This window comes from Streptomyces sp. NPDC048338 (assembly GCF_043201055.1).
Lineage (GTDB): Bacteria > Actinomycetota > Actinomycetes > Streptomycetales > Streptomycetaceae > Streptomyces.
In genome coordinates this window covers 312,344-336,211 of record NZ_JBICYQ010000003.1, presented here as the reverse complement: position 1 = coordinate 336,211, position 23,868 = coordinate 312,344, and the positions used below count along the sequence as shown (strand labels likewise).

Annotated in this window: 26 protein-coding genes, 1 tRNA gene and 1 pseudogene; 12 read left to right on the top strand and 16 right to left on the bottom strand. The window is 70.3% G+C overall.

All coding sequences use genetic code 11. The features are described 5' to 3' along the window. Positions 1–192 precede the first annotated feature (192 nt). The 5 genes from ACGFZF_RS09120 to ACGFZF_RS09100 all read right to left on the bottom strand — a co-directional run bounded on the left by ACGFZF_RS09120 (position 193) and on the right by ACGFZF_RS09100 (position 3,870). A complete protein-coding gene (locus ACGFZF_RS09120; protein WP_393552315.1) occupies positions 193–543 on the bottom strand; it encodes a MerR family transcriptional regulator in 351 nt (116 codons plus the stop codon). Between the two features lie 188 nt (positions 544–731). Beyond that, positions 732–977 (bottom strand): CBS domain-containing protein, encoded by a 246-nt coding sequence (locus ACGFZF_RS09115; protein ID WP_393552312.1) that lies wholly within the window; start codon positions 975–977, stop codon positions 732–734. A 41-nt stretch (positions 978–1,018) separates the two neighbouring features. After that, positions 1,019–2,506 (bottom strand): DEAD/DEAH box helicase, encoded by a 1,488-nt coding sequence (locus ACGFZF_RS09110; RefSeq protein ID WP_393552309.1) that lies wholly within the window; start codon positions 2,504–2,506, stop codon positions 1,019–1,021. A 260-nt stretch (positions 2,507–2,766) separates the two neighbouring features. Further along, positions 2,767–2,970: a cold-shock protein gene (locus ACGFZF_RS09105; protein ID WP_030939356.1), complete on the bottom strand. Its 204-nt coding sequence runs from the start codon at positions 2,968–2,970 to the stop codon at positions 2,767–2,769. Positions 2,971–3,288: 318 nt separating this feature from the next. Continuing rightward, on the bottom strand, positions 3,289–3,870 hold the full coding sequence (locus ACGFZF_RS09100) for a DUF5994 family protein (RefSeq protein WP_393552305.1): 582 nt from the start codon (positions 3,868–3,870) through the stop codon (positions 3,289–3,291). Positions 3,871–4,110: 240 nt separating this feature from the next. On the opposite strand from ACGFZF_RS09100, the gene ACGFZF_RS09095 reads away from it, so the two are divergent. Next, on the top strand, positions 4,111–5,379 hold the full coding sequence (locus ACGFZF_RS09095) for an ATP-binding protein (protein WP_393552302.1): 1,269 nt from the start codon (positions 4,111–4,113) through the stop codon (positions 5,377–5,379). A gap of 497 nt (positions 5,380–5,876) precedes the next feature. Beyond that, a complete protein-coding gene (locus ACGFZF_RS09090; protein WP_393552299.1) occupies positions 5,877–7,085 on the top strand; it encodes an NAD(P)/FAD-dependent oxidoreductase in 1,209 nt (402 codons plus the stop codon). A 109-nt stretch (positions 7,086–7,194) separates the two neighbouring features. Here the strand turns inward: ACGFZF_RS09090 and ACGFZF_RS09085 are convergent, their stop codons facing one another. From ACGFZF_RS09085 to ACGFZF_RS09070, 4 genes are all read right to left on the bottom strand, one after another. After that, positions 7,195–7,542 carry a MerR family transcriptional regulator gene (locus tag ACGFZF_RS09085; protein WP_393552296.1) on the bottom strand — a complete coding sequence of 116 codons (348 nt, stop codon included), beginning with the start codon at positions 7,540–7,542 and terminating at the stop codon, positions 7,195–7,197. Positions 7,543–8,296: 754 nt separating this feature from the next. Then, positions 8,297–8,569, bottom strand: a complete 273-nt coding sequence (locus ACGFZF_RS09080; protein WP_393552293.1) for a hypothetical protein — start codon at positions 8,567–8,569, stop codon at positions 8,297–8,299. Positions 8,570–8,675: 106 nt separating this feature from the next. After that, positions 8,676–8,885: a hypothetical protein gene (locus ACGFZF_RS09075; RefSeq protein ID WP_393552290.1), complete on the bottom strand. Its 210-nt coding sequence runs from the start codon at positions 8,883–8,885 to the stop codon at positions 8,676–8,678. A gap of 4 nt (positions 8,886–8,889) precedes the next feature. After that, on the bottom strand, positions 8,890–9,444 hold the full coding sequence (locus tag ACGFZF_RS09070) for a DUF5994 family protein (protein ID WP_393552287.1): 555 nt from the start codon (positions 9,442–9,444) through the stop codon (positions 8,890–8,892). 274 nt (positions 9,445–9,718) lie between these two features. Here ACGFZF_RS09070 and ACGFZF_RS09065 point away from each other — a divergent pair, with 274 nt between their 5' ends. Further along, positions 9,719–9,949: a DUF5994 family protein gene (locus tag ACGFZF_RS09065; RefSeq protein WP_393552284.1), complete on the top strand. Its 231-nt coding sequence runs from the start codon at positions 9,719–9,721 to the stop codon at positions 9,947–9,949. Positions 9,950–10,166: 217 nt separating this feature from the next. After that, positions 10,167–10,382 (top strand): DUF6243 family protein, encoded by a 216-nt coding sequence (locus tag ACGFZF_RS09060; protein WP_393552281.1) that lies wholly within the window; start codon positions 10,167–10,169, stop codon positions 10,380–10,382. Between the two features lie 152 nt (positions 10,383–10,534). Here the strand turns inward: ACGFZF_RS09060 and ACGFZF_RS09055 are convergent, their stop codons facing one another. After that, positions 10,535–11,158 carry a TetR/AcrR family transcriptional regulator gene (locus ACGFZF_RS09055; protein WP_393552278.1) on the bottom strand — a complete coding sequence of 208 codons (624 nt, stop codon included), beginning with the start codon at positions 11,156–11,158 and terminating at the stop codon, positions 10,535–10,537. A 133-nt stretch (positions 11,159–11,291) separates the two neighbouring features. On the opposite strand from ACGFZF_RS09055, the gene ACGFZF_RS09050 reads away from it, so the two are divergent. Continuing rightward, positions 11,292–12,095, top strand: coding sequence for an alpha/beta fold hydrolase (locus tag ACGFZF_RS09050; protein ID WP_393552275.1), 804 nt, complete (start codon positions 11,292–11,294; stop codon positions 12,093–12,095). After that, the gene (locus tag ACGFZF_RS09045; RefSeq protein WP_393552272.1) at positions 12,092–12,709 is read left to right on the top strand and encodes a dihydrofolate reductase family protein; all 618 of its coding nucleotides are present in this window, start codon (positions 12,092–12,094) and stop codon (positions 12,707–12,709) included. The genes ACGFZF_RS09050 and ACGFZF_RS09045 overlap by 4 nt, the downstream gene beginning before the upstream one ends. Positions 12,710–12,728: 19 nt before the next feature. Here ACGFZF_RS09045 and ACGFZF_RS09040 read toward each other — a convergent pair. From ACGFZF_RS09040 to ACGFZF_RS09030, 3 genes and pseudogenes are all read right to left on the bottom strand, one after another. Then, positions 12,729–13,250, bottom strand: a pseudogene (locus ACGFZF_RS09040) (nucleotidyl transferase AbiEii/AbiGii toxin family protein); the annotation flags it as partial. Beyond that, on the bottom strand, positions 13,247–13,594 hold the full coding sequence (locus tag ACGFZF_RS09035; protein WP_393552269.1) for a transcriptional regulator: 348 nt from the start codon (positions 13,592–13,594) through the stop codon (positions 13,247–13,249). The pseudogene ACGFZF_RS09040 and the gene ACGFZF_RS09035, both read right to left, overlap by 4 nt. Positions 13,595–13,842: 248 nt before the next feature. Continuing rightward, a tRNA-Gly gene (locus ACGFZF_RS09030) sits at positions 13,843–13,913 on the bottom strand. Between the two features lie 392 nt (positions 13,914–14,305). Here ACGFZF_RS09030 and dcd point away from each other — a divergent pair. Then, entirely contained in the window at positions 14,306–14,881 is a 576-nt protein-coding gene (gene dcd, locus ACGFZF_RS09025) for a dCTP deaminase (protein ID WP_383555364.1), read from the top strand. A 13-nt stretch (positions 14,882–14,894) separates the two neighbouring features. Then, positions 14,895–15,392 carry a phosphoribosyltransferase gene (locus ACGFZF_RS09020; protein WP_356776177.1) on the top strand — a complete coding sequence of 166 codons (498 nt, stop codon included), beginning with the start codon at positions 14,895–14,897 and terminating at the stop codon, positions 15,390–15,392. A 74-nt stretch (positions 15,393–15,466) separates the two neighbouring features. Here the strand turns inward: ACGFZF_RS09020 and ACGFZF_RS09015 are convergent, their stop codons facing one another. From ACGFZF_RS09015 to ACGFZF_RS09005, 3 genes are all read right to left on the bottom strand, one after another. Then, a complete protein-coding gene (locus ACGFZF_RS09015; protein WP_393552264.1) occupies positions 15,467–16,342 on the bottom strand; it encodes a Yip1 family protein in 876 nt (291 codons plus the stop codon). 174 nt (positions 16,343–16,516) lie between these two features. Beyond that, entirely contained in the window at positions 16,517–18,769 is a 2,253-nt protein-coding gene (locus tag ACGFZF_RS09010) for a (Fe-S)-binding protein (protein ID WP_393552261.1), read from the bottom strand. A 180-nt stretch (positions 18,770–18,949) separates the two neighbouring features. Next, positions 18,950–19,435 (bottom strand): sugar transferase, encoded by a 486-nt coding sequence (locus ACGFZF_RS09005; RefSeq protein ID WP_393552258.1) that lies wholly within the window; start codon positions 19,433–19,435, stop codon positions 18,950–18,952. A gap of 234 nt (positions 19,436–19,669) precedes the next feature. Here ACGFZF_RS09005 and dnaK point away from each other — a divergent pair, with 234 nt between their 5' ends. The 4 genes from dnaK to ACGFZF_RS08985 are packed head-to-tail and all read left to right on the top strand — an operon-like array spanning position 19,670 to position 23,863. Further along, positions 19,670–21,523, top strand: coding sequence for a molecular chaperone DnaK (dnaK, locus tag ACGFZF_RS09000; protein WP_393552254.1), 1,854 nt, complete (start codon positions 19,670–19,672; stop codon positions 21,521–21,523). Next, positions 21,523–22,185 carry a nucleotide exchange factor GrpE gene (gene grpE / locus ACGFZF_RS08995; protein WP_356603507.1) on the top strand — a complete coding sequence of 221 codons (663 nt, stop codon included), beginning with the start codon at positions 21,523–21,525 and terminating at the stop codon, positions 22,183–22,185. Before dnaK ends, grpE begins: the two co-directional genes overlap by 1 nt. A gap of 30 nt (positions 22,186–22,215) precedes the next feature. Continuing rightward, positions 22,216–23,406 carry a molecular chaperone DnaJ gene (gene dnaJ / locus ACGFZF_RS08990; RefSeq protein ID WP_393552250.1) on the top strand — a complete coding sequence of 397 codons (1,191 nt, stop codon included), beginning with the start codon at positions 22,216–22,218 and terminating at the stop codon, positions 23,404–23,406. 4 nt (positions 23,407–23,410) lie between these two features. Beyond that, positions 23,411–23,863, top strand: a complete 453-nt coding sequence (locus ACGFZF_RS08985; RefSeq protein WP_147978884.1) for a heat shock protein transcriptional repressor HspR — start codon at positions 23,411–23,413, stop codon at positions 23,861–23,863. Positions 23,864–23,868: the final 5 nt, after the last annotated feature.

Genomic DNA, 23,868 nt, shown 5'->3' with positions numbered 1-23,868 from the left:
CGGCGGGCCTTCAGGACGTTTCCGGGGATCACGACGGCACGGAGGCCGGGAGGGTGGGAACTCCCGGTTCGTCCACTGTACGTCGGCCCGTTCGTCGAGGGCCGGGCGACGGGAACGGCCGCTGGAGGGCCGTCGGTGGCGTCGGCGCGCGGGTCAGCGCCTCACGCGGCCGGGCGGCCGGTCGCGACGGGCTCAGCCGTCGCTGTCGGTGCCGTCGGCTCGCCGGGCCGCTTCGGCGCGGCGCAACTCGGCGTTGATGCGCTGGGCCTCCTCGAGCTGGTCCTCGAGGATGACGATGCGGCAGGCGGCCTCGACCGGTGTGCCCTGGTCGACGAGCTCCCGGGCACGGGCGGCGATCCGCAGCTGGTAGCGGGAGTAGCGGCGGTGCCCGCCCGCGGAACGGAGCGGGGTGATCAGGCGGGCCTCTCCGATGGCGCGGAGGAAACCGGGTGTGGTGCCGAGCAGTTCGGCGGCCCTGCCCATCGTGTAGGCGGGGTAGTCATCGTCGTCAAGGCGGCCGCCGAGCGAGTCGTCCGCTGTCATCTGCACCTCTTCCGGGGAGCGCGTCAGGGCCCTGGTGCGTCAGACACCGGGGCCCCGAGGGAAATTCAACACCATCCGCCGCTCCCGCCGCCCCGCCGACCGCGTCGGGACAGCGGTGAGGGCCCGACCGGAACGTGCCGGTCGGGCCCTCGCCGCATGGTCCTCGGCCCTCGCGGCCGTTTCGTCCGTCAGGCGGACACGGGGGTGCCGAGGGCGTCGCGCAGGCGGACCCGGTCCGTGTAGGCGGCGCTGTCGCGGATCGCCGTGAGGTGGGCCATGGTGACCAGGCCGGAGCACTGGTCGTCCTCGTCGCAGACGATCAGGTGCTCGGAGCGGGCGCTGGTCAGGACCGAGATCGCGACCTCGACGGTCATGTCGTCACGGACCTGCGGCGCGGGCTCGACCGTGGTCGTGTGCGTCGGGGGCAAGGTCAAGAGGTTCCTCCTGCGGGGACGGATCGGAGTGCCGGACGCGTTCAGGCGGCCGGACGCCGTGCGGGCGCCCGCCGTCCGGCGGGGGCCCGGCGCCGGCCTCGGGCGGCACCACCGCGCGAGGAGGCGGCGCGGTCGGAGCGTTCGGCCGCCGGAGCGGTGATGACGACGGGGACGCCCGAGGGGGCCTGGGCGCCGGTGATGCGGGTCAGCGCCTCCTCGCCGGAGCGGACCTGGGTGGTCACCGGGGTGATCCCGGCGGCGGCCATGAGCCGCGTCATCCCGCGACGCTGGTTCGGGGTCACGAGGGTGACGACGCTGCCGGACTCGCCGGCGCGGGCGGTGCGGCCGCCGCGGTGGAGGTAGTCCTTGTGGTCGGTGGGCGGGTCCACGTTGACGACGAGGTCGAGGTTGTCGACGTGGATGCCGCGGGCCGCGACGTTGGTGGCGACGAGCACGCTGACGTGCCCGGTCTTGAACCGCGCGAGGGTCCGCGTGCGCTGCGGCTGCGACTTGCCGCCGTGCAGGGCCGCGGCCCGTACCCCACTGCTGAGCAGGTGGCTGGTGAGCTGGTCGACGGCGTGCTTGGTGTCCAGGAACATGATCACGCGGCCGTCGCGCGCGGCGATCTCGGTGGTGGCGGCCTGCTTGTCCGCGCCGTGCACGTGGAGCACGTGGTGCTCCATCGTGGTGACGGCGCCCGCGGACGGATCGACGGAGTGGACGACCGGGTCGGTCAGGTAGCGGCGCACGAGCAGGTCGACGTTGCGGTCGAGGGTGGCGGAGAACAGCATGCGCTGGCCGTCGGGGCGCGTCTGGTCGAGAAGCGCGGTGACCTGCGGCATGAAGCCCATGTCGGTCATCTGGTCGGCCTCGTCGAGGACGGTGGTCGCGACCTGGTCCAGCCGGCAGTCGCCGCGGTCGATGAGGTCCTTGAGACGGCCCGGCGTCGCCACGACGACCTCGGCGCCGCCGCGCAGGGCGCCGGCCTGGCGGCCGAGGGACATCCCGCCGACGACGGTGGTCAGGCGCAGCCTCACGGCGCGGGCGTAGGGGGTGAGGGCGTCGGTGACCTGCTGGGCCAGCTCGCGCGTCGGGACGAGGACCAGGGCCAGCGGCTGGCGGGGCTCGGCGCGCTGACCGGCCGTACGGGCGAGCAGGGCCAGCCCGAAGGCGAGGGTCTTGCCGGAGCCGGTGCGCCCGCGGCCGAGCACGTCGCGGCCCGCGAGGGAGTTCGGCAGCGTCGCGCCCTGGATCGGGAACGGCACGGTCAGGCCCTGTGCGGTGAGCGCGGCGAGCAGTTGGTCGGGCATGTCGAGGTCGGCGAAGGCCTCGACGGCGGGCAGCGCGGGGGTGACCGTCCGCGGCAGGGCGAACTCGCCCTGGACGGTGGTGCGGTGACGGCCGCGGCCGCCCGGGTGACCGGGCCCGCCGGAGCGGGCGGGGGCCTTTCCGCCGAAGCGGCCGGCACCCTGGGAGGCGCCGCCGTGGCGCGTACGGGTGGATCGTTCGTCTGTACGTGTGCGGTTCATGCGGAACCTTCCTCGATACGGCGCATATCAAGGAATTCCCGCCGCGTGTGCCGCGCGGAGAATTGCAAGTACGGGCCGAATGAAATGCGATGCGAACCTGGCCGGTGGCGCTCATGTGCGGGCTCAGGCGCGGGTGATGGCGCGGTGGGACCGGGGATTCCTCGGAATCGACCTGCAGTCGGGACCGCTGCGGGAAATGCATGCAGCTGGGGCCCGCACCCCGAAGGATGCGGGCCCCAGCTGCGAAGTGCGTGCCGGCGTCAGGCGGGAACGATGTTCTCGGCCGTCGGGCCCTTCTGGCCCTGCGCGATGTCGAAGCTGACCTTCTGGCCCTCTTGCAGCTCACGGAAGCCCTGGGCGGCGATGTTCGAGTAGTGGGCGAACACGTCGGGGCCGCCACCGTCCTGCTCGATGAAGCCGAAGCCCTTTTCCGCGTTGAACCACTTCACGGTTCCAGTAGCCATGTCATATCTCCTCTGGGGCAGTACATCGGCGTACGCACTGTGCGGACGCCGTGTCGCCGCAATGATTACCCCGTCCGGAAATGACCGGCGATTGTAAAAGCTCTCTCCAGGCGGCGCGATGGCATGCCGGAGCGCTTGAAATTCTTGGGAACCACAACTGCAACTGATATCGACAGTAGCATGCCGAAGTCGCCGGCGGGCTGCACCGAATTTCATTCCGCCCGCCGCGGAAAGAACCCTCATCGCGCGGTTCTTCCAATTCTCATCCGGCGGGCACAGATATTGCGGGCGTGCCGGGCGCCCGCGCCCGACGGAGAGTCAGGCCCAGGTGCCCGCGCGCCTGCGGCCATGGGTGGGCGGGGCGATCATCCGCGCTCCGACGACCGGGTGACGGAGGGGCGGCGGGGCGGACCCGCCGTCGGTCTCCCAGGCGTCCTCACCGCTGCGGGCGTCGTCCCGCAGGCGGCGGCCGGTCGCGGCCTCGTCGGCCAGCAGGGCGCCGGCCGTGAGGTGGCCACCGGGGACGGCGGACGCGGCCATGAGCCGTGCTGCGGCGCCGGGTTCGGCGTCGGGAGGGATCACCAGCAGGTCGCAACGGCCGGTGGCGAGGGAGAGCAGGATGATCTTGTCGGCGTCCTGCTCGGTGAACCAGCCCACGTGCACGGTGTGGCCCGTCGCGGCGACCTTGTGCGGGACGACGGGCCAGCGGGCGGGGTTCACCGTCACGCGGGTGATGCGCCCCCAGCGTTCCTCGAGGGCGTCGACCAGCGCCGGCAGTTCGGCCGGCAGATCGTGCGAACGGGGCCACCAGGCACCGTCGAGCCGGCCCACGAGGGGGCTCGGCGGTGTCAGCGCCAAGCGCGCCGAATGCGCGGGGAGAGGGGGAGCGTAGGTCGTCATGTCGCGGGCCCGTCCCCGGGCCGCCATCGGCGGCCCGGTGTATTGAGCGCCGGAAACGACGTCCGCGTGGGAGCGGGTGTGCGAGTTGCTCCCGGTGCATTCAGCCTACTCCGCGGCGCGGCCGGACGGACGGGATCCACCGGGCGATGCCCTTCGGACGGCCGCGCGGCGCCTCGGCAACGCGGAGTACCGTGAGACCACGTGGTGGTGAGGGAGTGCGGCCGACGCACGGAGCTGGTCATGACGGATTGGCGGGTCAGGGACTACACCCAGGACGATCTCGAAGCGGTGATCCGCGTCGACGCCGAGGGCGGCACGGCGGAGGAGCCGCCTCTGGCTCCGCTCTCGGACGCCGTGGCCGCCCTCCAGGCCCTCCACCCCGCCGTGGTGGCGACGGCCGACGAGGTGGTGGTCGGTGCCGCGGTGAGCAGGGTGGAAGGTGACCGGGCGTCGATCCTGCGGATCTGCCTGGCGCCGGCCTGGCGACACCGGGGACTGGGCAGCAGCCTGATCACGGCTCTGGAGCACCGGCTGTTCACCGGTGGGGTCCGCACGGTGCAGGCGGTCCTGCCCGCGAGCGGGACCGGCGCCGCCGCGCTGCACAACTGTGGCTTCGGCGCCCGCTCGGGCCTGCTCTTCTTCGAGAAGCGCGGGCCGGTGACGCCTCAGGCCGTCAGCATGCTCTCCTCGCTCGGGGCAGAGCTGCCGCCCGGCGGGCTCTGGGAGAAGGTCGCGGGCATGCAGAGGGAGAAGCGGCTCATCGAGCGGCGCCTGGTCCTGCCACTGGCCCACCCGGAACTGGCCGCGCAGCACGGGGTGGAGCCGCCGCGGGCGGTGATGCTGTTCGGTCCGCCCGGGACCGGGAAGAGCACGTTCGCGCACGCCATCGCCAGCCGCCTGGGCTGGCCCTTCCTGGAACTCTTTCCCGCACGTCTGGCCGCCGAGTACGGACTGGCCAGCGGGCTGAACCGGCGCTTCGACGAGATCGCCCAGCTCGACCACGTCCTGGTCTTCATCGACGAGGTCGAGGAGATCGCGGGGACGCGCAGCGGCGCGGACGCGACCGCGGTCGGTGTCGTCAACGAACTGCTGAAGGCGATCGTCCGGTTCCGGGGCCAGGACGGGCGGCTGCTCGTCTGCGCCACGAACGACGTCACCACGCTCGACTCCGCCTTCCTGCGGCACGGCCGTTTCGACTACGTGCTGCCGATCGGTCCCCCCGACCACCGCGCGAGGACCGCGCTGTGGGAGAGCTACCTGGCCCGGGCGGGCGCGGAGGCCGACAGTGCGGCGCTGGCCTCAGTCAGCGAGGGATTCACCCCCGCGGACATCGCCCATGTGGCGCGTACCGTCTCCCAGGTCCAGTTCGAGCGCACCTTCGACACCGGAACCCGGGCCCGCCCCACGACCGACGACTACCTGGCCACCATCGGCGACACCAGGCCCACCGTCGGCGCCGCCACGGCCCAGGAGTTCGCCCAGCAGACCGAGACGTTCGCCCGCATCTAGAGGGCGTGGGGGCGTGTTGCCGATCTTGCCGGGCCCGGGCTCGGTCACCCGTTGCGGGGCCTGCCGAACTCTTCGATCGGCACGGAGCCTCTCCCGCCCAGGCCGAACTCGCCCGGACGATGGCTGAGTCACCCGTCGTCCTCCCGATTCCCGGCACCTCGTGGTGGCCCACGTGGAGGAGGGCATCGCGGCGGCCGGTCTTCGCCTCGACAAGGACGATCTGGCCGAGCCGGACGCGCTGCCCCGCTGAGCGAGAAGCAGGAGCAGGTGGTCGACGCCGGGGAGGGACGCGCGGACCGTGCGCCGTGACGCGTCGGCGGCCCGCGATCTCGTCGATGGAGTGGATCGCCACGGGATCTCCGTGCGGTCGCTCCCCAGCGGTGCGGCGACCGCACGCACGTGAACTCGGTTGTTGCGCAAGTCACATGGCCGTACCTGTCACAGAAGCCGGGTCGTCGGCGTCTTGTGGCCGAACCCCTTGGAGCGGAGGACACACCATGAACGAGAACATCGATGTGGTCGTGATCGGTGGCGGGTACGCCGGCGTCATGGCGGCCAATCGCCTCACGCAGCGCGGCGACGTGACGGTGACGCTGATCAATCCGCGCCGGAGCTTCGTCCACCGGATCCGCCTGCACCAACTGGTGGGCGGTACGGGCGATCCGGTCGTCGACTACCGGGAGGTTCTGGGGGAGGACGTCCGACTGGTGGTCGACACCGTGACCCGGATCGACGCGGTCGGGCGCAGCGTGGCGCTGGCGTCCGGCGGCGCCGTCGGCTACGACTACCTGGTCTACGCGGTCGGCAGTGGCAGCGCCGACCCGAACGTGCCCGGCGCGGCCGAGTTCGCTCACCCGATCGGCACCTTCGAGGAGGCCGGGCGACTGCGACCGGTCCTCGACGCCGCGTCCGCGGCGGCCGCGGTGACGGTCGTCGGAGCCGGTCCGACGGGTATCGAGACCGCCGCCGAGCTGGCGGAGGCGGGCCGCACCGTGACCCTCGTCTGCGGCGGAGAGCTCGGCCCGTACCTGCACCCCCGGGGCCGCCGCTCCGTCGCGCGGCGCCTGGCCGGGCTCGGGGTGACCGTGCTCGACGGCCCCGACACAAGGGTGACGGCGGTGACCCGTGACACCGTCCGACTCGTTGGTGGCCGCGAGCTGCCGAGCGCGGTGACCATCTGGACCGTCGGCTTCGGCGTGCCCGACCTGGCCGTGCGCAGCGGGCTGAGCACCGACGCCTTGGGCCGCCTGCTCACGGACGAGACGCTGACCAGCGTGGACGACGAACGCATCATCGCGGCGGGGGACTCGGCGGCACCGTCGGGCCTGCCGTTGCGGATGAGCTGCCAGGCCGCGATGCCGATGGGCGCGCGGGCCGCCGACACGGTGCTCAGCCGGATCGCGGGGGAGCGGCCCGAGACCCTCAACCAGTCGTTCGCCGCGCAGTGCATCAGCCTGGGCCGCGGCGACGGCATCTTCCAGTTCGCCAACCGGTCCGACGTCGCGGTGTGGTTCAACATCGACGGCCGCCTGGGCGCGAAGCTCAAGGAGGCCGTGTGCACGGGTGTCGTCAAGCACCTGGCCGACGAGGCGGGCAAGCCCGGCGGGTACCGCCTGCACCGCGTCTCGGGAGGCGCCGCGCGACAGCGACTGCTCCAGGCCAGGCAGGCCGAGGCGCCCGCCACCGCGCCGCGTGCAGCGGTCTGATCAAACGCCCGCGGCCACGAAGGATCACGTGCCCGGACGACACGAGAACCGCGGGTCACCGGCCTGGGGAACGCCGGTGTCCGTGCGCGGGGCCCGCCGGCGTACCGCTTCAGTCCGCGGGCGGCGGGTCGGCCGCTTCGGCTGCGCCGGCTGCGCGGCGGTATTCGGCGTTGATGCGCTGCGCTTCCTCGAGCTGGTCCTCCAGGACCACGATGCGGCAGGCGGCCTCGATGGGGGTTCCCTGGTCGACCAGTTCCCGGGCACGGGCGGCGATGCGCAGCTGGTAGCGGGAGTAGCGGCGGTGGCCGCCCTCGGAGCGCAGCGGGGTGATCAGGCGGGCTTTGCCGATGGCGCGGAGGAAGCCCTGGGTGGTGCCGAGCATCTCCGCGGCCCGGCCCATCGTGTAGGCGGGGTAATCGTCGTCGTCGAGCCGGTCGTACGAATCGTCTGCTGTCATCTGCACCTCTCTCGTGGAACGCGTTGAGGGGCCCTGATGCCGTACGGCACCAGGGCCCCGAAGGAACTACTACACCACCTGCCGGCCCTGACAATGCGCCGGCTTTCTGTGTCCGCGGACCCGACCTGGCTGCTGTCGGGGGTGCGGGGATCGCGGTTGCTTGACCGGAGACCACCTCACTATCGATGTCCTGCGGTACCCGGGCTCACGACTTCCGCCCGGGCGATCCTGATGGCGCGGGTCCCTCCGTTCTTCCCTCGGTGATCGAACTGGTGATGCTCTCCTGCGTACTGCTCACTGACTTCACTGCTGGGTACTGCGTACTGCGCTCACGGGTACCGCGTCTGTCATGACCGCGGACCCGCGCCGGCGGCCCCTGATCACTGCGGGCCACCCGGTCCGGCCGTCAGTCCCGTCGCCGTCCTGCAACAGCCCTGGCTTCGAAACTCCACCGCCGCACCGTCCTGCGAACTACAACCACCTGTACTGCTACTGCCGGCAGTTCGTCTCTGCCAGGCCCTGCTGTCTCTCTGCGCTACGAGAGAAACCATAACCACGCCACCGCCCAATGTCTACTCTCGCCAACATAGATTTTTGCGTGTTCGGCAGCGAGGTAATCGACCTCGAACAGTGAGACGAGTGGGGCGCAGGGCGGTCATGCCGGCGTCCGGACGAGCCAGGAGGGCGCGCGGGCCGTCGGGCAGTAGCGCGCGGGCCGTCGGGCAGTAGCGCGCGGGCCGTCGGGCAGTACGGCTCAGCCGCGTGCTTCCTCTGCGGCCTCCATGCGGCGGATTCCCTGGTGGGTGAGGGAGACCATCGTGGGGGTGTTGCCCGGGTCCCAGTCGACGGTGATCAGCTCCTCGCCGGCCAGGTAGGTGCAGGCGGCGGCCAGGTCCTCCTCCGGGATGCGCAGGTCGTTCCGCAGCTTCCGCCCCGGGACTCCGAGGAGACGGTTGCCTTCGGTGGCTTCGTAGAGGGCGGTGAGGACCCGTTCGCGGTAGTCCTGTCGCTCGCGGAGTGTCGCCATGATCGAGTCCTCTCCCTGTGAAGCTGTGAAGGCCCCGCTGCTGCCCGGACCTCGTCGGCGTGGGGCACCCGGGGCCTTCGGCCGGAGGAGTGGTCTGAGGCGGTGGTCAGGGCCAGGTGCCCGTGACCTGGCGGCGGGCGGCCTGCCCTGTCGACGGGTGACGGCCGTGCCCGGGCGGCCGGATGATGGCCGGGAAGGGATCGCTGAACCGGTGCGCCGCGATGCGTGCGTCGTGCTGGGCGTTGAGCCGGTGGATCAGGCGCATGCCGAGTGCGATCAGCAGGGCGCCTGCCGCCAGCGCGATCAGGGTCTCCATGTCGTCATCTCCGCATGCTTCCCGGCATCGCGATCATCCGCGCGCCGACGACCGGGTGCCGGCGGGGTGGCCGGGCGGATCCGCCATCGGTCTCCCAGGCGTCCTCGCTGCTCCGGGCGGCCCGCATACGGCGGCCGGTCCCGGCTTCGTCGGACATCAGGGCACCGGCGGTGAGGACACCGCCGGGAGTGGCGGCGGCGGCCATGAGCCGGGCGGCTGCGTCGGGTTCGGTCTCCGGCGGGATCACCAGCAGGTCGCAGCGGCCGACGGTGTAGGAGAGCAGGATCATCTTGTCGGGATCCTGTTCGGTGAACCAGCCCACATGCACGATGTGCCCGGTGACGGGCACCTTGTGCGGGACGACCGGCCAGTGGGTGGGGTTCACCAGGACACGCGTGATCCGTCCCAGGCGGCCATCCAGGGCGGCGACCAGAGACGGAAGTTCGGCGGCGAGGTCACGCGAACGAGGCCACCAGGCGCCGTCCAGGAGGCCGGCCTTCGTGGTCTTCGGTGTCAGCGACAGGCGCGCCGAGAGTGGGGTCGAGAGGGTGGCGGTCATGATCGCGGACCCGTCTCCGGGCCGCCCTGCAGGGCGGCCCAGTGTCTTGATCGCCGGAAACGACGTCCGCGTGGGAGCGGGTGTTCGAGTTACTCCCGGTGCCTTCAGCCTACTCCGCCCCATGGTCGGACGAGCCGTTCTGACCAGGTGATTTCCCACCGGGAACAGCCGGCCACGGCCGACGGCCGCGGGCGGGACCACAGGCACGCGGAGTACCTCGGCCCCTCACGCGGGTCGGCTGGACGCCACCGCCTGGCAGGAGGTCCCGGCGCGGGTGGTCGTCGACGACCGGGTCGTGCATCTGGACTCCTTCCCCGTCGGTGACGACACCGTGCTCATCACCCGTGGCGACCACGATCACTTCGCGCTGCTCGTGGTCCCGCCGCACGCGACGGCCGACGCGGCGCTCGTGACCAGGGCCCGTGCGATCGACGCGCAGAACGTCACCTCGGCCGCACAGATCCTCGTCGCCCCTGTTCCCGGCATCGCCGAGTCGACTCGGTGAACCTGCCGCACCCGGCCGACCGAGGGCGGCGAGAGTTCGGTGTGCGGGGCCGGCGGAAGCGGGTACCGTCTTTGTCATGTTCTTCCAGACGCCGATTCAGGCGCCGATTCACGAGTGAGAGCGTGACGGGCTCCTGACGTCCTTCGATCGACGTCGCCGCGCCCTTCCCCCACCGATGAATCCGTAGATCACTCCACCTCGTAACCGGGAGAACCCCATGACCGTGAGCAAGAACATCAACAACCCCGTGGGCCAGGGCGGCGGCCAGCGCAAGAGGCTGTCCCGCGCCGAACGCCAGAACAACGGTCCGCACCGCAACCTCGACCGCCAGGGTGCCGCCGACCGGAAGGCGGAGCTGGTGCGCAAGATGCGCGAGAAGGCGGGCGCGACCGAGGGCGCCGCGCAGACGGGCGACGACACCGCGCAGAGCTGACGAAGAGGTCCGGACGACGACGAAGCCCCAGGTCACTGACCTGGGGCTTCTTCACGAGCGGATGACGGGAATCGAACCCGCGCCATGAGCATGTTGCCAGGCGCAGCACGAACGGCGGCGCGGCCGGTGCGGTGGGGCGTGGCCGCCACATCTCACGGGGTGACCGGAGCGCGGTACGCGGCGAGGAAGGCGCGGGCGCCGGCTGTCGCGTAGAGGTCGAGGTCGGCTTCCGTGTGCTGGGCGCTGCCGTGGAACATGGCCTGGTTCACGGGGATCCACAGCACGAGCCCCGCGAAGTGGTGTGCGGCCAGCACGGGATCGTCGGCGTGCAGTACTCCCTGGTCGGTGAGGTGCCGGAAGGTGGCGGCCAGGGTGACCAGGACCCGCTCGAAGCCCTGTTCGTACCAGGCGGCGCCGAGTGCGGGGAAGGCGTCGGCGTTGGCGATGATCAGCCGGCGCAGCCGGATGACCTCGGGGCGGGTGAGGGTCGCCAGGAGCCGGCGGGCGAGACGGGTCAGGTTCTCGTCCAGGCCGTCGGCCGTGACGGGGACGTCGGCCACCAGGTCGATCGTGCTGTCGATGCGGTCGGTGGTCGCCAGGATGATCTCGGAGAAGAGCTTCTCCTTGTCCGCGAAGTGCTTGTAGACGGTCTGCTTGGAGACCGCGGCCAGTTTCGCGATGTCGTCCATGCTCGTTCCCGCGTACCCCTTGTCCAGGAACACGGCGGTCGCGGCGTCCAGGATCGCCTGGTGCTTCTGTGCTGAACGGCTGTCCATCTTCGACTCCTCTGGTCCGTCGTCTTCCCGCCCCGAAGAGTACTGGACTGACCAGTACCCGTGTGAGTACTGTACCGTCCAGTTCCAGAGCGGCGAAGCCTTCCGGCGGACCGCACACGTATGGGGGTTTCACATGGACAAGGTCTTCTCGGCCGACGGCACTGTCATCGTCTTCGAACAGCAGGGCTCCGGCCCCGCGCTGGTGCTCGTCGGCGGTGCCTTCATGACGCGGCACGCGTCGGCGGAACTCGCCGGCCTGCTGTCCGAGCGCTTCACGGTGTTCACCTACGACCGCCGGGGCCGTGGTGACAGCGGTGACGGGACGGTGTACGACGTGCAGCGCGAGGTCGAGGACCTGGACGCCCTGATCGAGCGCGCCGGCGGCGAGGCCATGCTGTTCGGCATGTCCTCCGGTGCCGTGCTGGCGCTGGAGGCGACGGCCCGGGGCAGCGCCGTGACCCGGCTGGCCCTGTACGAGCCGCCGTTCGTCACCGACGGCAGCCGTCCGCCGCTGCCCTCCGACTACGTCGCGCACCTGGAGGAGTTGGTGGGACGGGGCGCGTGCGGCGACGCCGCCGCCTACTTCATGACCGCCGCCGTGGGCCTGCCCGACGAGGCCGTCGACGGCATGCGCCAGGCCCCCTTCTGGGCGGACATGGAGGCCGTCGCCCCCACGCTCCCCTACGACGGCCGGATCATGGGCGACACCATGTCCGGACGCCCCTTGCCCACCGATCGCTGGCAGTCCGTGACCGTGCCCGTCCTCGTCGGCAGCGGCGACGCGGGCGCGCCCCACATGCTCACCGGCGCCCGCGAACTCGCCGGCCTGGCCGACAACTTCAGCCTCCAGGTCTTCCCCGGCCAGGAGCACGCCATCGCCCCCGCCCTCCTCGCCCCCGCCCTGACCGCCTTCCTCACCGCCGAGGAGCAGGCATGAGCAAGGTCTTCGCGAGCCTGGGCATGTCGCTGGACGGCTTCATCGCCGGCCCCGGCTCCGGTCCCGACAATCCGCTCGGCGACGGCGGAATGCGCATCCACGAATGGGTCTTCGGCGTCGAGAGCTGGCGGGAGCGCCAGAGCATCGGCGGCGGGCAGACCAACCAGGACGACGACATCGTCCAGGGCAACTTCGCCCGCGCCGGCGCCTACATCATGGGGCGCCGCATGTTCGCCGAGGGGGAGGTCGGCTGGCCCGACCCGCCGCCCTTCCGCGCCCCCGTCTTCGTCCTGACCCACACCCCTCGCGAACCATGGGTCCGCCAGGGCGGCACCACCTTCACCTTCGTCACCGACGGCATCGACAGTGCCCTCGCTCAGGCCCGAGAGGCCGCAGGGGGCAAGGACGTCCAGGTCTCCGGCGGCGCCGACACCGTACGGCAGTTCATCGAGGCCGGACTCCTGGACGAACTCCAGATCCACCTGGCCCCCCTCGTCCTGGGCGCGGGGGTCCGCCTCTTCGACGGCGTCTCGCCGACCCTCGGCCTCGAACCCGCACGGGTGGTGGCCTCCCCCCGGGTCACCCACCTCACCTATCTGCTCACCGCTCACTAGTGCCTGGAAGATCCGCACAACGACGAAGAAGATCGGAGAGGTCGAAGCTGTCACGGGCGTGGCGGCGGCCGAGCTCTTCGAGCTCGATGTGACTCCAGCGGTCCGTTGCCGCCCGGACGTCGATCAGGTCACGCGCCAGGCCCCGGTCTGCCAGCGCGCGAACCTTCGTGCCGACCACGCCCTCCAGGGAAAGCACTAGGCCGTGCTGAGTCTTCACCGGCGGACGCCAGAGTGCTTCCTTGAGGACATCGACCTCGCACTCCTCGCCGGTAGAGGTGTCGGTGACGATCAGCCGCGCGGACAGCGGGTCGGTTTCCAACGCTCGTACCTGTCAGCCACGTTGTTCCAGTCCTGCGCGCACGGTGGCGGCGATCTTCTCCATCGGCTCCGGGTTCTCGGTGGCAACATCGAGGTCCTTGCTGAGCCGGTCGACCAGTCCGTGTGCCTGGACGGCGTAGCCACCCGTGAGCACGAGCGGGTAGACATCGCCCACGGCGAGGACATCCGCGAGGAGCCGTCGGTGCAGTTCCGTGAGATTCACGCAGCAGCCTGGGCGTCGGGCGTCAGTCCATTGAAGGCGTCTTCCCAGACATCGCGGAGGTCCCGGCTGATCAATGTGCGCAGGACGGGCCACATGGTGACGAGCAGTTCCCGGTTCAGGTAGCGGACCAGGTCATCGTGCTGCCCCTCGGCCAGCACGATCCGGTAGCAGCCCATCCGCAGTCGGGGCTGGTCGAGGTCGAACCGGGACAGGCCGGACCACGCGAGGTGCAGCGGAAGGTCGACATGGCCGTGGGCGGGGCCGCCGAGCTCCGAGAGCTCGGCGGGAAGCCGCCTGGCGAACTTTGCGCGGCGGAGCTCGGGAACGCTGGGCGTGGCTGCCATGCCCTGATTATTCCGCAGGAGGGCGAGGCGGCCCCATGATTCCGGTACGGGTAACACCCGGCTCAGAGCTTCTACCTGGCCGCAGTGGCGGTAACGCCGCCGTAAGGGCAGGTCAGCACCTCCGGCGAGGCGATGCGGTGTTCATGTCCTCCGCGTGCCCCATCTCGTGGGGCCGAAGGGTGTACGCACCGGCGAGGCGGCCTACCAACGACGAAGCCCCAGGCCATTGACCTGGGGCTTCGTAGAAGAGCGGATGACGGGAATCGAACCCGCGCTATAAGCTTGGGAAGCTCATGTTCTACCATTAAACTACATCCGCGCAGCGGCCCGAAGATCGGTACCGCAGACTCCGACACTGTACCCCATGCCGAAGTCGAGACGTGGCTGTCCGTGGCGGAGCGCCGCCTGGAGTCGTGTCCTGTTGATCCCCTAATGTGGCTGTCTCGTCCACCACTTGTCGGGGAAGGGACTTGATGGGTTCGATGGAGCGCACCGTCGTCCGTTGTGCCGAGGGGCACGTGTTCAGTACCGCTTCGTTCCCGTTGCAGCAGCTCGGGTCCGGGCGGATCGGGCCCGGGCGGTTGGTCCGGTGCCCACGGTGTGCGCGATTGCGGCACGCGGTACCCGTGGAGCTTGAGCAGCGCCGATGATGTCCGGGCGCGGAGTCTTCCCGATTGGGGGAGGTCCGCGCCCTCTGCGTATCGTGGGGTCGTGCTTCTCTCAGACAAGGACATCCGGGCCGAGATCGACGCCGGACGGGTGCGCATCGACCCGTACGACGAATTCATGGTGCAGCCCTCGAGCATCGACGTGAGGCTTGACCGCTTCTTCCGGGTGTTCGAGAACCACCGCTACCCCCACATCGACCCCGCCGTCGAGCAGCTCGACCTGACGCGTGAGGTCGAGCCGGAGGGTGACGAGGCGTTCATCCTGCATCCCGGCGAGTTCGTGCTCGCCTCGACCTACGAGGTCATCACGCTGCCGGACGACATCGCGTCGCGCCTGGAGGGCAAGAGCTCGCTGGGCCGGCTGGGCCTCGTGACGCACTCCACCGCCGGGTTCATCGACCCCGGCTTCTCCGGGCACGTGACCCTGGAGCTGTCGAACCTCGCCACCCTGCCCATCAAGCTCTGGCCCGGGATGAAGATCGGGCAGCTGTGCATGTTCCGGCTGAGCTCGCCCGCCGAGTTCCCCTACGGCAGCGAGCGCTACGGCTCGCGGTACCAGGGGCAGCGCGGGCCGACGGCCTCCCGCTCCTTCATGAACTTCCATCGGACCCAGGTATGAGGCGGTGACCGGTATGAGTGAGGTACGCGAGAACCTGACCTACGAGGGCTTCGGGCGGGCCGTGCGCGAGCTGGCGCAGACCATCGCCGACGACGGCTACGAGCCCGACGTCGTCCTCTCCATCGCGCGCGGCGGCGTGTTCGTCGCCGGTGGTCTGGCGTACGCGCTCGACTGCAAGAACATCCACCTCGTGAACGTCGAGTTCTACACCGGCGTCGGCACGACGCTGGAGATGCCCGTGATGCTCGCGCCGGTGCCCAACGCGATCGACTTCTCCGACAAGAAGGTCCTGATCGCCGACGACGTCGCCGACACCGGCAAGACCCTCAAGCTGGTCCACGACTTCTGCGTCGACCACGTCGCCGAGGTGCGCTCCGCCGTCGTCTACGAGAAGTCGCACTCGCTCGTGAAGTGCGAGTACGTGTGGAAGAAGACCGACGAGTGGATCAACTTCCCCTGGTCCGTCGAGCCGCCCGTCGTCAGGCGCGAGGGCCAGGTCCTCGACGCGTGAGCGGATGAACCGCAGACGCGGGAAGGCCCCCACCGGTGTCCGGTGGGGGCCTTCCCGCGTCTGTACGGGCGGGGTTACAGCGTGCCGAGCTTGATCAGCGAGAGCAGGCCCACCAGCTGGATCGCCGAGGCGCCCAGCGCCTTCGGCCAGGGCAGGTCGTGCGAGCGGCTCACCATCAGGGTGAACAGCGCGCCGGCCGCCAGCCAGGTCGCCCAGCCGAGCACCTGCACGAGGCCGTTCTCGCCGCCCAGGAAGAGGGCGAAGAGCAGCCGGGGCGCGTCCGTGATCGACATGATCAGCATCGACAGGCCCACGGTGGGCTGCCACGATCCGTCACCGCCGAGCTGGCGGGCCAGGGTGTGGGTGACGGCGCCGAGGACCAGACCGCCGAGGACGAAGCCGGCGCCCGTCATCAGGACGTACGGGATCGCCGTCGTCAGCGTGGCGTTGATCGCCTCCTCGCGCGCCTGGTCGAAGCCGAAGATCGCCAGCATGCCGTAGAGGAAGGTGACGACCAGCGCCGGGCCCCACACCGCGTGGTCCCGCATCTGCAGGAAGGTCGGGGCGGGACGCAGCACGATGCCGCTCAGCAGTGCCTTCCACGGCAGGCGGGGGCCCGTGGGGACGGGCGCCGCGCCGGAGTGGTACGTCGCGGCGTCACCGTACGGGTCGTCGTGGACGCTGAACATCTGCGTGTGGCCCGGGTTGTTCGCCGCGGCGTGCTGTTGCTGCTGCTGCGCGTACGGGTCGCCGAAGTACTCGGGCTCCCCGTGCCCCTGGGGCGCCTGCCGGTGCCCGTACGGGGCGCCCTGGCCGCCTCCCTGGCCCTGTTGGGGCCACTGCTGCTGCGGGGAGGGCGGCGGGGCCGCGTTGTACCCGTACGGCGCCTGCTGCGGTTGTCGTTGCGGGGGGCGGTTGTCCCTGCCGCGTCCGTTCCTGAATCCAGCCACGTCATTGAACGTACCCGTTCCCGCTGCCAGGTCGCTCCTTTGCCACTGAGCTGTGACATCCCCTAAGGGACATCCCGGGCATCCGCGGGCCGTGGTGGGCCTTGGCGGGCCGGGCATGCGGAAGGGGCCGCCCCGCGTGATCGCGGGGCGGCCCCTTCCGGTGCTCGCGGAGTGCTACTGCGCGGGCTCCGGCTCGGGCTCGGCCGGGAGCTCCTCCACCGGCTTCTTCACCGAGTCGAGCAGCAGCTGGGCCACGTCCACGACCTGGACCGACTCCTTGGCCTTGCCGTCGTTCTTCTTGCCGTTGACCGAGTCGGTCAGCATGACGAGGCAGAACGGGCAGGCGGTGGAGACGATGTCCGGGTTGAGGGACAGGGCCTCGTCGACACGCTCGTTGTTGATGCGCTTGCCGATCCGCTCCTCCATCCACATCCGGGCACCGCCGGCGCCGCAGCAGAAGCCGCGCTCCTTGTGACGGTGCATCTCCTGCTGGCGCAGGCCGGGGACGGCGGACATGATCTCGCGCGGCGGCGTGTAGACCTTGTTGTGGCGGCCCAGGTAGCAGGGGTCGTGGTACGTGATCAGGCCCTCGACCGGGGTCACCGGGATCAGCTTGCCCTCGTCGATGAGGTGCTGGAGCAGCTGCGTGTGGTGGATGACCTCGAACTCGCCGCCCAGCTGCGGGTACTCGTTCGCGATCGTGTTGAAGCAGTGCGGGCAGGTGGCGACGATCTTCTTGGCCGACTTCGGCTTCTTCGTCGACTCGTCCTCGTCGTCCTCGCCGAACGCCATGTTCAGCATCGCGACGTTCTCCTGGCCCAGCTGCTGGAACAGCGGCTCGTTGCCCAGGCGGCGCGGGGAGTCACCCGTGCACTTCTCCTCGCCGCCCATGATCGCGAACTTGACGCCCGCGATGTGCAGCAGCTCGGCGAAGGCCTTGGTGGTCTTCTTGGCCCGGTCCTCCAGGGCGCCGGCGCAGCCGACCCAGTAGAGGTAGTCGACCTCGGTGAGGTCCTCGACGTCCTTGCCGACGATCGGGACCTCGAAGTCGACCTCCTTGGTCCACTCGACGCGCTGCTTCTTGGCCAGACCCCAGGGGTTGCCCTTCTTCTCCAGGTTCTTGAGCATCGTGCCGGCCTCCGACGGGAAGGCGGACTCGATCATCACCTGGTAGCGGCGCATGTCGACGATGTGGTCGATGTGCTCGATGTCGACCGGGCACTGCTCGACACAGGCGCCGCAGGTGGTGCAGGACCACAGGACGTCCGGGTCGATGACGCCGTTCTCCTCGGCGGTGCCGATCAGCGGGCGCTCGGCCTCGGCCAGGGCCGCGGCCGGCACGTCCTTGAGCTGCTCCTCGGAGGCCTGCTCGTTGCCCTCCATGTCCTTGCCGCCGCCGGCCAGCAGGTACGGGGCCTTGGCGTGCGCGTGGTCGCGCAGCGACATGATCAGGAGCTTGGGGGAGAGCGGCTTGCCGGTGTTCCACGCGGGGCACTGCGACTGGCAGCGACCGCACTCGGTGCAGGTGGAGAAGTCGAGGATGCCCTTCCAGGAGAACTGCTCGACCTGGGAGACACCGAAGACGGCGTCCTCGGCCGGGTCCTCCCAGTCGATCTCCTTGCCGGCCGTCGTCATCGGCTGCAGCGGGCCCAGCGCGGTGGAGCCGTCGGAGTTCCGCTTGAACCAGATGTTCGGGAAGCCGAGGAAGCGGTGCCAGGCGACACCCATGTTGGTGTTCAACGAGACCGTGATCATCCAGGTGAAGGACGTGACGATCTTGAGCGCCGCGAAGAAGTAGGTGAGGTGCTGGATCGTGCTCAGGTCCAGCCCGTCGAGCAGCGCGATCAGCGGGTACGAGGCGAAGAAGCCCGGCTCCCAGCCGGTCACGTGGTGCTGGACGCCTTCCAGGGCGCGCAGCGTCATGATGCAGACGCCGACGATCAGGATGACGGCCTCGACGAAGTACGCCTGGCCCGTCTTGGATCCCGCGAAGCGGGACTTGCGGCCCGCTCCGCCCGGCCGGTTCAGCTGCCGGATCACGATCAGGGTGACGATGCCGAGGACGGTCATCAGGCCGAGGAACTCGGTGAAGATCTCGTACGGCAGCCAGTCGCCGATGATCGGGATCAGCCAGTCGGCCTGGAAGAGCTGGCCGAAGGCGTTGACGATGGTGAGCAGCAGCGAGAAGAAGCCGACGGCCACGAACCAGTGCGCCACGCCGACGATGCCCCAGCGGTTCATGCGGGTGTGGCCGAGGAATTCCTTGACCAGCGTGACGGTGCGCTGCGTGGGGTCGCCGGTGCGCGTGCCCGCGGGTACCGGCTGACCGAGCCGCACGAAGCGGTAGATCTGCGCGATGGCGCGGCCGAACAACGCGACGGCTACCACCGTGATGACGATCGACACGACGATCGCGGCGAGTTGCATGAGGGGCTCCTCGGGCGGGCCTGCGAGGCGGAGCGCCGGCACGTTCGAGTGTGGCGCTACTAAGCGGTAACTTATTCAGTCCGTGCTGAGATTACCCCGTCACGGCTCCGCGCTGTAGCGGCGCCCGCGGTGATCTGTGTCGCTCAGGCAAGCCTTGCCCTCCCGCCGGATCCCGCGCGCTCAGGCGGTCCGTGCCGCGCGGCGTCTGCGCACTGCTGGAAGCGTACGCGCCAGGATGGCCAGATCCATCCCGAGCCAGTGGTGGTCCACGTAGTGGAGGTCGAGCAGCTCCCGCTCCTCCCACGGCAGCTCGGAACGCCCGCTGACCTGCCACGGACCGGTCAGGCCGGGCCGGACGGACAGCCGGCGGCGGGCCTCGCCCGTGCACTCCCGGTGTGCCGGGACCAGGGGGCAGGGGCCCACCAGGGACATCTCCCCGCGTACGACGTGGAGGAGCAGGGGCAGGGCGGCGAGCGGGCCGGACGTGCGGAAGGTCAGCATCACGAACGGGTCACCGCCCCGGCCGGCCATCGTCCGGCGGCGCAGGACGCGGCCCGGGCCGCCCGTCGTGAGGGCCGCGGTGAGCGCGACGGCGGCGAGCGGGAGGGTGAAGAGCGTCAGCAGGAGGAGTCCGCCCGTGAGGTCGAGTACACGCTTGGCCGTCATGCCCCACACCCTTTCGCGGGATATTCATGGGATATACCTGCTTTGCCCGGCTGCGGCACTCCGGACTCTCTCACGCCCGGGGGCGTCCGCCCGGGAACCGACGCGCTCGTTCCGCTGTCTTTGAGTGGGATGCAGAGCGAAGAGTTGAGCCCCCTCCACTCAGGTCTGTTGACTCTGTGGGAGCTGTCGTGCATCCTTGAGTCAGTTCCACTCAAGTCAGCTGGAGGAATTGAAATGGCACGTGCGGTCGGCATCGACCTGGGCACGACTAACTCCGTCGTCAGCGTTCTCGAAGGCGGCGAGCCCACCGTCATCACCAACGCCGAAGGCGCCAGGACCACGCCGTCCGTCGTCGCCTTCGCGAAGAACGGCGAGGTGCTCGTCGGCGAGGTCGCCAAGCGCCAGGCGGTCACCAACGTCGACAGGACCATCCGGTCGGTCAAGCGCCACATGGGCACCGACTGGAAGATCGACATCGACGGCAAGAGCTTCAACCCGCAGCAGATGAGCGCCTTCATCCTGCAGAAGCTCAAGCGCGACGCCGAGGCCTACCTGGGCGAGAAGGTCGTCGACGCGGTCATCACCGTCCCGGCGTACTTCAACGACTCCGAGCGTCAGGCCACCAAGGAGGCCGGTGAGATCGCGGGCCTCAACGTCCTGCGCATCGTCAACGAGCCGACCGCGGCCGCCCTGGCCTACGGCCTCGACAAGGACGACCAGACGATCCTCGTCTTCGACCTCGGTGGCGGCACCTTCGACGTGTCCCTCCTGGAGATCGGCGACGGCGTCGTCGAGGTGAAGGCCACGAACGGCGACAACCACCTCGGTGGTGACGACTGGGACCAGCGTGTCGTCGACTATCTGGTGAAGCAGTTCGCCAACGGCCACGGTGTCGACCTGGCCAAGGACAAGATGGCTCTCCAGCGTCTCCGCGAGGCCGCGGAGAAGGCGAAGATCGAGCTGTCGTCCTCCACGGAGACCTCGATCAACCTGCCGTACATCACGGCCTCCGCCGAGGGTCCGCTGCACCTGGAGGAGAAGCTCACCCGGGCTCAGTTCCAGCAGCTCACGTCCGACCTGCTCGAGCGCTGCAAGACGCCGTTCCACAACGTCATCAAGGACGCGGGCATCAACCTGTCCGAGATCGACCACGTCGTTCTCGTCGGTGGCTCCACCCGTATGCCGGCCGTCGCCGAGCTCGTCAAGGAGCTGACCGGTGGCCAGGAGGCCAACAAGGGCGTCAACCCGGACGAGGTCGTCGCCATCGGCGCCGCCCTGCAGGCCGGTGTCCTCAAGGGTGAGGTCAAGGACGTCCTGCTCCTCGACGTGACCCCGCTGTCCCTCGGTATCGAGACCAAGGGCGGCATCATGACCAAGCTCATCGAGCGCAACACCACGATCCCGACCAAGCGGTCCGAGATCTTCACGACGGCCGAGGACAACCAGCCGTCCGTGCAGATCCAGGTCTACCAGGGCGAGCGCGAGATCGCGGCGTACAACAAGAAGCTCGGCATGTTCGAGCTGACCGGTCTGCCGCCGGCCCCGCGCGGAGTCCCGCAGATCGAGGTCGCGTTCGACATCGACGCCAACGGCATCATGCACGTGACCGCGAAGGACCTGGGCACGGGCAAGGAGCAGAAGATGACCGTCACCGGCGGCTCCTCGCTGCCGAAGGACGAGGTCGACCGGATGCGCCAGGAGGCCGAGCAGTACGCGGACGAGGACCACCGTCGCCGCGAGGCCGCCGAGACCCGCAACCAGGGCGAGCAGCTCGTCTACCAGACGGAGAAGTTCCTCAAGGACAACGAGGACAAGGTCCCCGGTGAGGTCAAGACCGAGGTCGAGACCGCCGTCGCCGAGCTGAAGGAGAAGCTCAAGGGCGAGGACACCGCGGAGATCCGCACGGCCACCGAGAAGGTCGCGGCCGTCTCCCAGAAGCTCGGCCAGGCGATGTACGCCGACGCGCAGGCCGCTCAGGCCGCGGGCGGCGACGCCCCGCACGCCGAGGCGAAGGCCGACGGTGCCGACGAGGACGTGGTCGACGCCGAGATCGTCGACGAGGACAAGCCGAAGGGCGGCGCGGCCTGATGTCGGAGGAGACCCCGGGCTTCGAGGAGAAGCCCGACGTCCCCTCCGGCGGCACCCCTGACGACGCCGCCGAAGCCGCCGAGCCCACCTCTGCGGAGGAGGGCCCGGCGGCCCCGGCCGGGGACGCAAGCAGCAAGACGGCCGAGACCGCCGGTCTCACCGCCCAGCTGGACCAGATCCGCAGCGCTCTCTCCGAGCGCACCGGAGACCTCCAGCGGCTCCAGGCCGAGTACCAGAACTACCGCCGCCGCGTGGAGCGGGACCGGGTCACGGTCAAGGAGATCGCCGTCGCGACCCTCCTGACCGAGCTCCTGCCCGTGCTCGACGACGTCGGCCGGGCCCGGGACCACGGCGAACTCGTGGGCGGGTTCAAGTCGGTGGCCGAATCGCTGGAGACCGTCGTCGCCAAGATGGGTCTGCAGCAGTTCGGCAAGGAGGGCGAGCCCTTCGACCCGACGATCCACGAGGCCCTGATGCACTCGTACGCGCCGGACGTCACCGAGACGACCTGCGTGGCGATCCTGCAGCCGGGGTACCGCATCGGCGAGCGGACCATCCGGCCCGCGCGCGTGGCGGTGGCCGAGCCCCAGCCCGGGGCGACGCCGGCCGCGAAGGAAGAGAAGTCGGCAGACGAGGAGAGCGGTGGCCCCGAAGAGGGCTAGCGCAACGATCGTCCGAGAGGAGGGACGTCGATGAGCACGAAGGACTTCGTCGAGAAGGACTACTACAAGGTTCTCGGCGTCCCCAAGGACGCCACCGACGCCGAGATCAAGAAGGCGTACCGGAAGCTCGCCCGCGAGAACCACCCGGACGCCAACACCGGTGACACCAAGGCGGAGGAGCGCTTCAAGGCGATCTCCGAGGCGAACGACGTCCTCGGCGACCCCAAGAAGCGCAAGGAGTACGACGAGGCGCGCGCGCTCTTCGGCAACGGCGGATTCCGCGCCGGACCCGGCGGGGCGGGCGGCACGTTCAACTTCGACCTGGGCGACCTCTTCGGAGGCGCCCAGGCCCCCGGCGGCCCCGGTGGTGCCGGCGGCTTCGGCGGCGGGCTCGGAGACGTCTTCGGCGGCCTGTTCAACCGGGGCGCGGGCGGCGGCGCCGGCCCGCGCACGCAGCCCCGCCGCGGCCAGGACATCGAGTCCGAGGTGACGCTCAGCTTCGTCGAGGCCGTCGACGGCGCGACCGTGCCGCTGCGGATGTCCAGCCAGCAGCCCTGCAAGGCCTGTTCGGGCACCGGCGACAAGAACGGCACCCCCCGGGTGTGCCCGACCTGCGTCGGCACCGGCCAGGTCTCGCGCGGCGGCAGCGGGTCCTTCTCGCTGACCGACCCGTGCGTGGACTGCAAGGGCCGCGGCCTCATCGCCGAGAACCCCTGCGAGGTCTGCAAGGGCAGCGGCCGGGCCAAGTCCTCCCGCACCATGCAGGTCCGCATCCCCGCCGGAGTCTCCGACGGCCAGCGGATCCGGCTGCGCGGCAAGGGTGCGCCGGGCGAGCGCGGCGGCCAGGCCGGCGACCTCTACGTCGTCGTCCACGTCGACAGCCACCCGGTCTTCGGCCGCAAGGACGACAACCTGACCGTCACCGTGCCCGTGTCGTTCCACGAGGCGGCGCTCGGCGGCGAGATCAAGGTGCCCACGCTCGGCGGCCCGGCGGTGACGCTGAAGCTGCCGGCGGGCACGCCCAACGGCCGGACCATGCGCGCCCGGGGCAAGGGCGCGGTCCGCAAGGACGGCACGCGCGGCGATCTGCTGGTGACGGTGGAGGTCGCGGTGCCCGCGGAGCTGGACGACAAGGCGCGCGAGGCCCTTGAGACCTACCGCGAGGCGACCGCGGGCGAGGACCCGCGGGCAGAGCTGTTCGAGGCCGCGAAGGGAGCTTGACGCGATGGACATCAGACCAGGGCGCAGCCGCAACCCCTATGAACTGACCGACGAGACGCCGGTGTACGTCATCTCGGTGGCGGCCCAGCTCTCCGGCCTGCACCCGCAGACCCTGCGCCAGTACGACCGTCTCGGCCTGGTCTCCCCGGACCGCACGGCGGGCCGCGGCCGGCGCTACTCGGCCCGCGACATCGAACTGCTGCGCACCGTGCAGCAGTTGTCGCAGGACGAGGGCATCAACCTCGCGGGCATCAAGCGCATCATCGAACTGGAGAACCAGGTCGCCGCGCTGCAGGCACGTGTGTCCGAGCTGTCGGCGGCGGTGGAGGGCGCGGCGGCGACGCTGCGCCAGCGCGAGGCCCAGGTGCACGCCTCGTACCGCCGGGACCTGGTGCCGTACACCGACGTGCAGCAGGCGAGCGCGCTGGTGGTGTGGCGTCCCAAGCGCGGCGAGTAGCCCGC